We start from the raw sequence: 12,418 nt of genomic DNA, 5'->3' as shown, positions 1-12,418 counted from the left end.
CCTTTTATTATCTTTTAAATAAATGTATTTCAATCAACGAGCATCCGAATTGTATTTGGGTAAGCACCAAAATTATTTTTAAGCGCAATGCAACTTTTGGTTTAGTTTTGCCATCTAAGAAGGGTGGAATGCATTAATTCCAAACGGAGTTTTTATTTCCAAAATCCTGAATGGAATCAATTGGATGTTAATTTTTGAATAAATTGAATCGCATGAAGAGATCGGATTTTCTCAAATCAATGAATTTTTCGAACAGGAATACGACCACCGGACCGAGCGGAAGTCTCAATCCATACGGAGGACCCTGGACGCGCAAAGAAGCCATACATCTGCTCAGAAGAACCACCTTTGGAGTAAAACCGGAAGAAGTGCAGCAAGTGGTGGCTTTGGGGATGCAGCAGGCGGTCAATAGAATCCTGAATGTTTCCAACGACCCATTGCCTTCACCTCCGGTCAATATCTACAGCACACCGCAAGAGCCGGATCCGACCACTCCTTTTGGTCAAACCTGGGTGAATGCTCCGGTAGTCACCCCGATACCACCCCAATATTATATTGCAAGAACCAATACGTTCAAAGCCTGGTGGACTGGAAATATCATCCAGCAAAAGATGAACATCCTGGAGAAGATGACCCTTTTCTGGTTTAATCATTTTCCGGTAGAGTCCGATACGGTGACCGTCGCTCAGGTGACTTATGATTACTATAAATTACTGAGGGCAAACGCGCTGGGTAATTTTGTCCAATTGGTAAAATTGGTTTCCGTACATCCTGCCATGCTCTTTTATCTGAATGGACAGTACAACAGCAAAAACGCACCCGATGAAAACTATGCAAGAGAACTGCAGGAATTATTTACAGTAGGCAAGGGACCGGATGCGGGCTGGACCGAAGACGATGTAAAAGCGGCGGCTAAAATTCTCACTGGATTTCGAATCAACCCACTGACCAATCCGGTGTCCTATTATTTTGATTTCAACCAGCACGATCTGAGCACAAAGAGATTTTCCGCGTTTTATGGCAATAAATCGATTACGGGCAAATTTGGACCGAATGGAGAGCAGGAATTGGGAGAATTGATCACCATGCTGACAGATCAAGTGGAAACTGCAAGACATCTGGTGCGAAAATTGTATCAGTTTTTTGTGTATTATGAAATAAGCCCACAAGCAGAAACCGATGTCATTCGGCCATTGGCCGATATTTTTAAATCTTCGGGCTACGACATCAAGTCTACACTGGAAGTATTGTTCAAGTCCGAACATTTTTATGATTCGCTCAATATTGGTTGTGTGATTAAGTCCCCGCTTGATTTCAACGTGGGCCTCTGCAAGGAATTCAATGTGGCTTTTCCTCCCGCCAGCCAAATTCAAAATTTGTACTACGGCTGGGGCGCCGTCACTTTAGAATCTGCGTATCAGGGATTGAATCTTGGAGATCCGCCATTGGTTTCAGGATGGCAGGCCTGGTATCAGTTTCCTCAGTATCATGAAATTTGGATCAATGCAGACACTCTGGCAAGCAGGAACAATGTCTCAGAAACGGCTACCAGCACCCGTGGGATCGAATACAATGGAGTAAGTTTGAAGCTGAATACCATAGGCTTTGCCTCCGCCCTGTCAAAGCCGGAAGACGCCACCCAATTGGTGAAAGACTCTGTAGAATTATTATACAATTACAGCATATCTGATAAATCCATTGATTTTCTAAAATCCAATTTAATTGCGGGACTTCCAAATGAATCCTATTGGACAGATATATGGCTGGAATACATTGCCAATCCAAACGATCCCGCCTTGAAAAATACGGTGACCATTCGATTGAATGCATTGTACAAGGAAATATTGAGTCAGGCAGAATATCATTTATCTTAACCCATAAAATTGTTGTTGAATGAAACGTCGTAAATTTTTGCGAAATGCCGCAGCAGCAGGTGTAGCTGTTCCTGCCATGGTAAATGGTATTCCTCTTCAAGCGCACAGCACCAACAGCTGGCTGCACAGCATGCTGAACCCCTCTGTTGAGACAGACCATGTGATGGTGCTTATTTTTTTGAATGGTGGTAATGACGGAATCAATACGGTGATTCCCATTGATCAGTATGGCAAATTGGTGGCTGCCAGAGAAAAGGTCGTGCTTCCTGAAAATTCCATCCTGAGACTTAATGGAGTAAGCAATACGGGTTTGCATCCTGCCATGACCGGCTTAAGAACCCTGTTCAATGAAGGGAAATTAAATATCGTACAAAATGTTGGATACCCCAATCCCAATTTTTCGCATTTCAGATCCACCGATATCTGGACCAGCGCGAGCGATTCTGAAAAATACATCGATACGGGTTGGGTGGGAAGATATCTGCACGAGGAATTTCCCGGCTATCCGCTGGATTATCCGAATGCAAGCAATCCCGATCCGCTGGCCGTTCAAGTGGGAGGCAATTTGCCCTTGCTGTTTCTCGGTCCCAATGCACAGATGTCCATGAATCTATCCAATCCGGATATTTTCGGAGCCTGGCCCACCCGCATTGACGATCCGGCACCCAATACCCCTTTGGGGAAGGAACTGACTTACATACGTACCATTGCAAGGCAGTCCAAATCTTATGCAGACGCTTTGGTGGCGAGTTTTTTGAGGGGGACCAATGTCGGAAATTATCCGGCAGGCAATTATCTAGCAGATATCCTCAAACTGATTGCCCGCATCATCAAGGGCGGTCTCAAAAGCAGGCTGTATTTGGTGGAATTGGGAGGTTTTGACACCCACGCGGATCAGGTCGTAGCTTCCGACAAAAGAACCGGAGCACATGCTAATTTATTGGGTTTGTTGTCAGAGGCCATATTTGCCTTCCAAAGGGATTTGGAAGCAATGAGTTTGGATCAGCGCGTATTGGGAATGACTTTTTCAGAATTTGGCAGAAGGGTCAAGTCCAATGACAGCAATGGAACCGATCATGGCGCTGCCGCCCCTTTATTTATGTTTGGCTCCAAGGTTCAGTCCGGTATTATCGGAGCGAACCCAACCATACCTCAGAATGCGACATTTGATGACAATCTTCCCATGCAATACGATTTCAGATCGGTCTATTCATCGGTATTAAAGGATTGGTTTTGCCTCAAGCAAGATGTGGTCGATAAAATTCTTTTTAAGAACTTTCAATCGCTTCCTTTAATCAAAAATGAATGCACCACGACCTCGCTGGACGACTATCAAAATTTGGATGCACAACTCAGCATCGTGGCTGCTCCGAATCCAATGATGGAAAGGACTCAGATCCATGTTCACCTTCCCAATGCAGCTTATACGACGGTTCATTTGATCGATCCTTTGGGAAGGATGGTCAAAAATATTTGTACAGCTAAAATGGAAGCCGGTCATCACCAGCTGTCACTCCAGAATGACAATTATCCGCCGGGGAATTATTACATCAGGGTTCAAAATGGGAACCATCAGAAAACAGAACCTTTGGTGATTGTACAGTAGAAAATGTGGAAATATGAAAATGGGGAATTGTGATAACCGCAGCTACGCTTGAAGCGTAATAAACTCCGCGTAGGGTGCGCTTGCAGCGTACTAAATTCTGCTTCAGCGCCATGTGGAAACGTGGAAATTTGATTTTTAGTGAAATTGGAAATTCAAGCGCAGCGCGGTGAAGACACAAGCGTTATGTGAATGAAAGAAAATGATTGTGTAGAATCGGCCTTAAGTTCCTTGCGCGTTTTTCTTTGCGTCCATTGGATGATCTATTTCTTTCAAGGCGGGCTTTTACTATGTTTTTTAGCAACGTTGACAAAAACTTGGAAATTGTTTTTCTAAAAAAATAATTTGAACAGCTGTGAGTGCAGAATTCAAAATACTTTTGGATTTTAATTTGGAATAGATTGAATCCATGGGCTTAGATAAAAATTTTTGGGACAAGCGTTGGGAAGAAGGCCAGACAGGCTGGGACATCGGATACCCCTCCACACCCCTCGTGGAGTATATGAAGCAATATCCTGACCACTCGGACAGCATTTTAATCCCGGGCTGTGGAAATGCGTATGAAGCTAATGCCTTGTACGAACTGGGTTTTCATAACATTACTTTATTGGACATTTCTCCGACTGCCTGCAAAACACTATCCGAAAGATTTGGTGGATGGGATGGGATCAAAGTGGTTTGTGATGATTTTTTCTCCCACGAAGGCAATTACGATCTGATTCTGGAGCAGACCTTTTTTTGTGCCTTGGATCCCGTTCTCCGCGAATCCTATGTCAAAAAATCTGCTTCACTGCTTGGCTCCCGTGGAAAATTGGTGGGCCTCTTGTTCGCCAGTCATTTTAATGCGGAAGGTCCTCCATTCGGAGGCACAGCAGAAGAATACAAGGCCTTGTTCGAACCCTTTTTTCACATTCGAAAAATGGAGCCCTGCAACAATAGCATCCCCGCCAGAATGGGCAATGAGCTTTGGATGGAATTAAATTTGAAAATTTGAAAATGTGAAAATGTGAAAATGTGAAAATGTGGAAATGTGAAAATGTGAAAATGTGAAAATGTAGAAATGTAGAAATGTAGAAATGTGGAAATGCAGAGCTAAGCCTAATCGTTATAAACTCCGCGATGTGACGCATGCGGCAAAACTTGTGACGCCAAAGGCGTCATAATTTCTGCGTTTGGCATTTGGAAATGGTTATATCCTCGATGGACTGAATCGAACTACTTTCAATTCCGGCATCCATTATCAAACTAAAGAGGTAATATCCATCACAAACAAGCTCTTCACTCGTCATGGGCAAAATATCCCAGTTCTTTAAAACCCAATCCCCACATGCAATCCTGCGACCTGTGTATAACATGCCTCCTTTTGAGGGCCAAATCTGGCAGGTAACACCAATTCAATATACAATACTTGCCCGGATTTTATCTTAAATCCTTTGTTTAGCAGTGGCGTAAAGCCAAATTGATTAGCCCCGGCCTCGAATGCCGCTCTTAGTCCCAGGGTCCAGCCCTTGGTTAAGGGAAGCAAAACACCGGGATGAATCAACAGATGCACCTGATAGGATTGCTCCGACAGCAGGAAGGGTTGTACAAATGGCACCAGCTCAAAATCAAACAGCAATCTCCCTCCGGTATTTAGGGTAAAGCCAAATGGAAACCCGATGGAGTACAGGTCGAACCGGTCATGCCAGTTTAGATTGCCTTTGTGGACGCTCAAAATGGGTTGCACGATTCCTGCGTGAAAACCTCGTAGAGGTCCGGCTGGAGTAAGCGAAGAGGTGGTGGAATCAAATTGGCCCATGAGAAATTGCCGGAACAGGATTCCACAGAGGCAAAGAATAATTCGTAAAGTTTTCATGTATTTAAAATAAAAGACAAAAATATCTTTTAAAGTTCACCAGACAAACTATTTTTAAAATATTTTTTAATCTGAATTTATATAATATATAATATATATGTTTAAATAGCTCTATAACAATACAATAATAAATGTATTTTGTGTTTTTTATTCTTGGATCTGCTTCATTCGGTTCATTTTAATATGATGAAAAAATTGTATATTTAATTATCTTAATATATTTGCCCAATTAAAGGATTCAAAAGTCTTTATATTAATGGTGTAAAAAATTATATAACAATAAAATACAAATATATTATATGTTAATATTTAAGCTTTCCGATTCATTTGTGGATAAATACAGACACATGAATCCTGAATTCGGATTCAACGGACTGGGTATGGTGACTTATTACAGGACCTACTCCCGAATAAAACCAGACGGCACCAAGGAGGCCTGGTTTGAGACCGTGCGAAGGGTGGTGGAAGGCGCCTACAGCATCCAAATGGAGCATATCCTTTTTAACCAACTGGGTTGGAATGAAGCCAAAGCACAGGCCTCTGCAGAAGAAATGTACGACCGGATGTTTAAAATGAAGTTTCTGCCTCCGGGTAGAATGTTGTGGGCCCTGGGCACCGAATTGGTCCATACCAAAAGAATAGGACAGGCTTTGTTCAATTGCGCTTTTGTTTCCACCTCGTCCATTTCCGAGTCCCCGGAAAACGCTGTAAAACCATTTGCCTTCATGATGGACATGAGCATGGTGGGTGTTGGAGTTGGATTTGACGTCAAAGGAGCAGGGGAGCTTGTGGTGCATGTCCCTTCTTCGGAGGATGTCATGGATTATCAGATCCCCGACTCCAGAGAGGGCTGGGTGGAAAGTTTGAAGTTGCTATTGAATTCGTTTTTTTCAAAGCATTTTTCAGGCGAAAAGACCAAGAGCGTTCATTTCGATTATTCACACATCAGAAAAGCAGGCGAGCCCATTAAAGGATTTGGTGGTAAATCTTCAGGCTCCGGACCTTTGAAGGAATTGCACCGGCAGATTTTTAGATTATTGGAATCCATGGATGGCCGGCCCATTAATATCACCAATATTGTGGACATTATGAATTTAATTGGGCAATGTGTGGTGGCAGGTAATGTCAGGCGAACAGCTCAGATTGCTCTGGGCCCTGCATCCAACAGAGAATATGAAAGCCTAAAAGATTATCAGTGGAATTCTGAAAAACAGGATTATGAAGGTAGTATGGCCTATCGGGCTGCTTATGGCTGGACATCCAACAACAGCATTATTGCAGACATGGACTCTGACTTGACCGAATCAGTGGCTCAGACGGTAAAAAATGGAGAACCGGGTTATATTTTTATGGACAACATTAGGGCTTATTCCAGAATGTGTGCCCCTCCAGACCACAAGGACATAAAAGCTGAAGGCACCAATCCTTGTGGAGAACAAACTTTGGAAAGCTATGAATTGTGTTGCCTGGTAGAGACCTTTCCTTCTCGTGCGGATTCCAAAGAAGATTTCTTTCGCACCTTAAAGTTTGCATATTTATTGGGTAAAACGGCCACCCTCGTCAATACCACATGGGCCGAAACAAACAGGGTGCAGAAAAGGAATAGAAGAATTGGTACCTCTGTTTCCGGAATCACCAATTTTTTGGAAAAACACAGCCTCGAAACCTTGCGCAAATGGCTGGTCAATGGCTATCAGATTATTCAGGACTGGGATCTGATCTATTCATCCTGGCTTTGTGTTCCGAAGAGCATTAAAACCACCAGCGTCAAACCAAGTGGAACAGTCAGTCTACTGGCAGGAGTCAATCCGGGTTGCCATTTTCCGGAATTCAGTTATTACATCAGAAGAATTCGAATGGCTTCGGATTCTCACTTGCTCCCAATTTTAAAATCTGCTGGCTTTGAGATGGAGCCGGATTTTGTGGATCCCAGCTCCTGGGTGGTTTCTTTTCCCATTCACAATCCGGGAAGAAATCTGGAGGAAGTGACTGTATGGGAACAAGTAGCTTTGGCTGCCTTTCTGCAAAAGTACTGGTCGGACAATCAAGTGTCTTCAACGGTAAGCTTTAAATCGGATGAAGCCCGACAAATCAAAACAGTTTTGGATTTTTACCGATATGATTTAAAGTCGATCAGCTTTCTGCCAAGATTAGAAAAATTGGCCTATGCCCAAATGCCCTATGAAGCCATTTCGAGGGAGCGATATGTAGAACTATTGGATAAAATTGGTCAAACCACCCATGTCAGCCTAGGAGAGGATGTTTTGGGAGATCGGTATTGCACCAATGACAAATGTGTGATTTTATAAAAGCAGCTGACCCTCTTGAAAAGATGAATTCACCGATAGAAGATAGTTTTTCTATTGGTTATTGCTGAGCGTTTGATTTCGTTTCCGCTCTTTCTTTTTTTGAACAATTGTATTGTTTAAGGTGATGCGGTGGTCTGCCAATTCCTGAGCCAATTCTCCAATGGTTTTGGTGTTAAACATATCCTGCAGCAAAGGTTTGATGAGCTTATACCTGGAATGCATGGGGCAGGGAGTTATTTCAGAGCATTCCTGCAAACCCAAAACACATTTATTGATTACGTGGTCCTCATTCAAGAGTACCAGTACCTGCAGAACAGTTGTATTTTTTCCTTCGTGGGTCATGAACAAACCTCCATTGGGTCCGGGAATAGAGGAAACCGGGAAATTGTCTTTGGTCAATTTCTGAAGAATTTTTGCCGTAAAAGATTTGGGCGCATCAATTGCTTCCGCCACCGACGCTATGCCAATCTTGTGATTAAGATCGCTGTGCTTGGCCAAATAGATGATCGCCCGTAATGCATATTCTGTTGTTTTAGTAAACATTATATATTATTTAAAAAAAAATATTTAAATACCATTGAAAATATTTGGACCGAATTCATAAATGAAGATATATTTGTCCTTAATTATTTAAATTAAATCACGCCTTTATGAAAAAATTATCCCTTTCTCTAAAACTGTGTTTTTGGTTGATCATTTCCGGTTTTGTTTTGCTGGTCTCCTGCCGTAAAGATAATGTGACCGATCCGAACACTACCCAATTACCTACAAACGAATTCAGTGCTGAAGTTCCCCTGACCTGGTACCAATTGATGTTGGAAATCGATCGGTTTTCACCAGGTTATCGTCCTCCTGCTGCCGCCAGAATGATGGCTTATGTTGGAATGGCTGCCTATGAATCAGTCTTGCCAGGGATGCCTGAATACAAAAGCCTCAGGACCGTATATCCAAATTTAAATCTTCCGGTCATTGACCAGAGCGCATCCTATTATTGGCCCGCTTGCGCGAACGCAGCTTTTTCAACATCCTTTAAACTATTTTATCCCCACATCAAATCCTCCGATTACATCAAGATCGACCAATTGGAGGCCAAATTTGAAAATCAGTTTCTGCTTGAGCAGGCCGAAGACGTCTTAAAAAGATCTAAGACATTTGGCAAATTGGTCGCTGAAGAGGTTTACCGCTATAGTGCTACCGATCTTGCCGGTCACGAAGCCTACAAAAATCCAAGACCTTCCAGTTATGTACCACCGGCAGTGGGGCCCAATGGTGAAAAATTATGGCAACCCACTTTCCCGGATTTTACGAGGGCTTTGTTTCCCTATTGGGGACAGGTCAGGCCATTTGCCCTTAGCCAGTCAGAATTGATTGCCAAACCGCCAATACCGTATAGTGAAGACCCCAATTCCAGATTTTTTCAGCAAGCGACTGAGACTAAATTGCTGGCCCAAAATGCCAGTTTCGAAGATCGCTGGATTGCAGAATTCTGGAGCGATGATATTTTCGAACTGACTTTTGAACCTGCTGCCAGGCAAGTGGCGATTGCCAATCAAATGGTGATTGCGGATAAGATCAGCCTGGACAAGGCCGTCGAACTCTATGCCAAATTGGGTATGGCCATGGCTGACGCTTCCATTGCGGTCTGGAATTCAAAATACATTTACAATGTCATCAGACCCATTGATTATATTCGTCGACTGATGGATCCTTCCTGGACCACCATTTTAAACGCTCCTTACGCCAATATTAAAAGTTTAACTCCGGAATTTCCCGCGTATCCTTCCGGACACGCTTGTTTTGCGGGTTCAGCTGCATCCATACTGACCGATATTTTTGGCAACAACCGGAGCTTTACGGATAATTGTCATGTGCACCGATTCGAATTTATCGGAGCTCCCAGATATTACAGTTCCTTTCACGAAGCCGCTGCAGAAAATGGCTATTCACGACTTCCATTGGGAGTGCATTTTAGAATGGACAGCGATGAAGGATTGAGGATCGGATATTATGCCGGCAAAAAGGTGCTTGAACTGCCCTGGCGCAAATAAAGAATGTTTGAACCGGTTGAATGCATCTATTTACATTAAGATGTATGAAGGAGCTAATAAATGAATGTCGGACTGGCTAATTTTTTTTTTCTTCCATTTTTAATGGTTTACTGAATGATTTTTAAAATCGGACTTACTGACGAAAATATTTGTGCGAAGTATTTCAAATGGCCAAAATGAATTTTTAGGTTTTTGTTTGATCGAAAAATAAGTATTTATGAAAAGTGAAAACGGCAAGAGCTTGCCAAATAAAATAGATTACTTCATGAACACCAAAAATTGGTGGGCTCCATTGACCTTTATTTTGGTCATCAGCTTGCTGGGTGTCGGTATGATTGGATTCCAAACCTACATTGATGCTCCCCCAATGACGGGTTTTAAAGATGAGAATGGCAAGACCCTGATCGATCAAAAAACCATCGAAGAGGGACAGGAAGTATTTCATAAATACGCCCTGATGGAATACGGCAGTTATTTTGGGGACGGTGCGCAGAGAGGTCCTGATTTTACAGCAGAAGCTTTGCATTTAATTTCGGTGTACATGCTTGATTTTTATCAGAAGGAATTTTCAACCAGGGCTGGCAAGCCGCCGACTGAATTTGAAAGAAAACAAATGGAGGAGCAGGTCAGGCAGGAATTGAAAAAAAACAATTACTCAAAGGAAGAAAATCTGGTGCCCTTAAATCCGGCTCAAACTTATGCATTGGCTGAACTAAAGAAATACTACACTGACATTTACATCGACAAAAATGAAGGAAAAGGATTTCCGCCTAAGGAATACATTAAAGACCGCACAGAAGTCGAAAATCTGGCGAGTTTTTTTTACTGGGGTGCATGGGTATGTGTCGCAGAGAGGCCCGGGTCCAATTTTAGTTATACCCACAATTGGCCTTATGATCCGGGTTCGGGTAATACGCCAACTTCTCCGGTGATCTTGTGGAGTGTATTGGGTCTTTTGGCTTTTGTCCTGATGTGCGGCATCGTGCTTTATTATATTGGACAATACAATCAGCTCCCCAATAAATTTTTTAAACCGCCGGTGAGGGATTTATTTACCCTGGACAGGGTCGCAGGCTTTAAACCCACGGCCACACAAAAAGCCACCTACAAGTTTTTTTTCGTGGCGATCTTATTGTTTTTTCTACAAGTGAGCAGCGGTTTGGTGACCATCAATGATTTTATCAATTGGCTTGGTTATATCGGGATTCACATCACTGATTTTCCGGTGACGATCTCCAGAAGCTGGCATTTGATGCTCTCTTTGTATTGGATTTCGACTTGCTGGATCGCTTCTTCCATTTTCATCTTGCCCATCCTTTCCAAAAAGGAGATTCCGGGTCAATTGAAGCTGATCAATGTCTTGTTCTGGGCCTTGTTTGTTTTGGTGGCCGGTTCGTTGACAGGAATGGTTTTGGGCCCTTTGGGTTTGTTGGGACAATGGTGGCGATGGTGGGGTCATCAGGGTTGGGAATTTGTGGATTTTGGAAGAGTTTACCAAATACTTTTGATGGGTATTTTTATTTTATGGGCAGTGGTGGTTTACAGAGGATTAAAACCATCGTTTGTTAAAGGGGAGACCTGGACCCTGCCAAAATGGATCATGTATTCCGTCATTGGAATTCCCTTGTTATTTCTCTCAGGCTTTGTGGCCAAACCTGAAACCAATTTTGTCATTGCAGATTTCTGGAGATGGATGGTGATCCACATGTGGGTGGAGGCATTCTTTGAAGTTTTTATAACGGTCATCGTCAGTTACCTGATGGTATTGATGGGATTGGTCAGCAAGCAAGCAGCGATCAGGGTGGTGTACTTTGCCACATTGTTGTTTTTAGGAACCGGACTCCTGGGTATCTCACATAATTTTTATTGGAACGCCAAACCCGTTGCCACCATGGCTTTGGGAAGTGTTTTTTCTACTTTGCAATTTGTTCCACTTATTCTCCTTACCGTAGAAGCCTGGAGATTTAAGAACATGCCCAAAATAGCTGTCGGTGAAGTTGAACACAAATCCCTGGGCAGCGATTTTGGTTTTAATGAAGTTTTCTTATTTCTTATCGCGGTCAATTTTTGGAATTTTTTTGGTGCCGGTGTTTTGGGGATTATCATCAATCTCCCGATCATGAATTATTTTGAGCACGGTACTTATCTCACCGTCAACCACGCACACGCCGCATTGATGGGAGTGTATGGGAATATTTCGATCGCAGCCTTGTTATTTGCCTCCAGACTGATGATCAAATCGGATTACTGGAATAAAAAATTGATCAATTTTTCTTTTTGGTCCATCAATGCAGGATTGATGCTCATGGTGCTGTTGGATTTGTTTCCGGCCGGCTCCATCCAATTCAAGGCGGTGGTGGAAAACGGTCTTTGGTTTGGCAGATCAAAAGACTTCGTGGATTATGGTATTTTTAATTCACTGACCTGGATGAGGGGAATCGGAGCATCGGTCTTCTTTTTTGGTGGGGTAATTCCGTTGGCCTACTTCATCGTGACTAGAATGTGGAGGGTTAAAGACAAAGCGCATAAGATTGAAGACATGGATAAAGAAGGAGTAGATCAGAACACAAGAGTCCATCCGGAACTTGTATTGGATCCAGTGCTTTAATAGATTTTTGTTTGTTGATTCATTCGGCATTGACCTAAGGCGGGGAAGAGTTTAATTAAAGGACCTGCTTCAGGTTTGTGCCTATCGATTGCGTGGGAACAACAATGAACAGAAATATTCT

General features: G+C 42.8%; 8 protein-coding genes. 6 read left to right on the top strand and 2 right to left on the bottom strand.

Annotated elements, in window-relative coordinates; all coding sequences use genetic code 11:
* The first annotated feature begins 212 nt into the window (after nucleotides 1–212).
* The 3 genes from IPM48_00445 (at nucleotide 213) to IPM48_00435 (ending at nucleotide 4,471) form a co-directional block, all read left to right on the top strand.
* Entirely contained in the window at nucleotides 213–1,874 is a 1,662-nt protein-coding gene (locus IPM48_00445; protein MBK9270039.1) for a DUF1800 domain-containing protein, read from the top strand.
* A 19-nt stretch (nucleotides 1,875–1,893) separates the two neighbouring features.
* Nucleotides 1,894–3,480, top strand: a complete 1,587-nt coding sequence (locus IPM48_00440) for a DUF1501 domain-containing protein (GenBank protein MBK9270038.1) — start codon at nucleotides 1,894–1,896, stop codon at nucleotides 3,478–3,480.
* Nucleotides 3,481–3,886: 406 nt separating this feature from the next.
* Nucleotides 3,887–4,471, top strand: a complete 585-nt coding sequence (locus IPM48_00435) for a methyltransferase domain-containing protein (protein ID MBK9270037.1) — start codon at nucleotides 3,887–3,889, stop codon at nucleotides 4,469–4,471.
* Nucleotides 4,472–4,786: 315 nt separating this feature from the next.
* Here the strand turns inward: IPM48_00435 and IPM48_00430 are convergent, their stop codons facing one another.
* Nucleotides 4,787–5,332 (bottom strand): hypothetical protein, encoded by a 546-nt coding sequence (locus IPM48_00430; GenBank protein ID MBK9270036.1) that lies wholly within the window; start codon nucleotides 5,330–5,332, stop codon nucleotides 4,787–4,789.
* A 299-nt stretch (nucleotides 5,333–5,631) separates the two neighbouring features.
* Between IPM48_00430 and IPM48_00425 the strand changes: the two genes are divergently transcribed.
* Entirely contained in the window at nucleotides 5,632–7,641 is a 2,010-nt protein-coding gene (locus IPM48_00425; GenBank protein MBK9270035.1) for a fused protease/ribonucleoside-triphosphate reductase, read from the top strand.
* Between the two features lie 51 nt (nucleotides 7,642–7,692).
* Here the strand turns inward: IPM48_00425 and IPM48_00420 are convergent, their stop codons facing one another.
* Nucleotides 7,693–8,184: an Rrf2 family transcriptional regulator gene (locus IPM48_00420; GenBank protein MBK9270034.1), complete on the bottom strand. Its 492-nt coding sequence runs from the start codon at nucleotides 8,182–8,184 to the stop codon at nucleotides 7,693–7,695.
* A 107-nt stretch (nucleotides 8,185–8,291) separates the two neighbouring features.
* Here IPM48_00420 and IPM48_00415 point away from each other — a divergent pair, with 107 nt between their 5' ends.
* Together IPM48_00415 and IPM48_00410 are read left to right on the top strand one after the other, a co-directional pair.
* The gene (locus tag IPM48_00415; GenBank protein ID MBK9270033.1) at nucleotides 8,292–9,689 is read left to right on the top strand and encodes a vanadium-dependent haloperoxidase; all 1,398 of its coding nucleotides are present in this window, start codon (nucleotides 8,292–8,294) and stop codon (nucleotides 9,687–9,689) included.
* Nucleotides 9,690–9,906: 217 nt separating this feature from the next.
* Nucleotides 9,907–12,297 (top strand): cbb3-type cytochrome c oxidase subunit I, encoded by a 2,391-nt coding sequence (locus tag IPM48_00410; GenBank protein MBK9270032.1) that lies wholly within the window; start codon nucleotides 9,907–9,909, stop codon nucleotides 12,295–12,297.
* The last annotated feature ends 121 nt before the right edge of the window (nucleotides 12,298–12,418 follow it).

Source organism: Saprospiraceae bacterium, assembly GCA_016715965.1.
GTDB lineage: Bacteria > Bacteroidota > Bacteroidia > Chitinophagales > Saprospiraceae > Vicinibacter.
The sequence above is the reverse complement of the archived record's forward strand: the minus strand, read 5'-3'. Positions and strand labels throughout refer to the sequence as shown.

Bases quoted from the DNA above. Each gene is read 5' to 3' on its own strand.
- IPM48_00445 (MBK9270039.1), top strand. From the start codon at position 213: ATGAAGAGATCGGATTTTCTCAAATCAATGAATTTTTCGAACAGGAAT.
- IPM48_00440 (MBK9270038.1), top strand. From the start codon at position 1,894: ATGAAACGTCGTAAATTTTTGCGAAATGCCGCAGCAGCAGGTGTAGCT.
- IPM48_00435 (MBK9270037.1), top strand. From the start codon at position 3,887: ATGGGCTTAGATAAAAATTTTTGGGACAAGCGTTGGGAAGAAGGCCAG.
- IPM48_00430 (MBK9270036.1), bottom strand. From the start codon at position 5,332: ATGAAAACTTTACGAATTATTCTTTGCCTCTGTGGAATCCTGTTCCGG.
- IPM48_00425 (MBK9270035.1), top strand. From the start codon at position 5,632: ATGTTAATATTTAAGCTTTCCGATTCATTTGTGGATAAATACAGACAC.
- IPM48_00420 (MBK9270034.1), bottom strand. From the start codon at position 8,184: ATGTTTACTAAAACAACAGAATATGCATTACGGGCGATCATCTATTTG.
- IPM48_00415 (MBK9270033.1), top strand. From the start codon at position 8,292: ATGAAAAAATTATCCCTTTCTCTAAAACTGTGTTTTTGGTTGATCATT.
- IPM48_00410 (MBK9270032.1), top strand. From the start codon at position 9,907: ATGAAAAGTGAAAACGGCAAGAGCTTGCCAAATAAAATAGATTACTTC.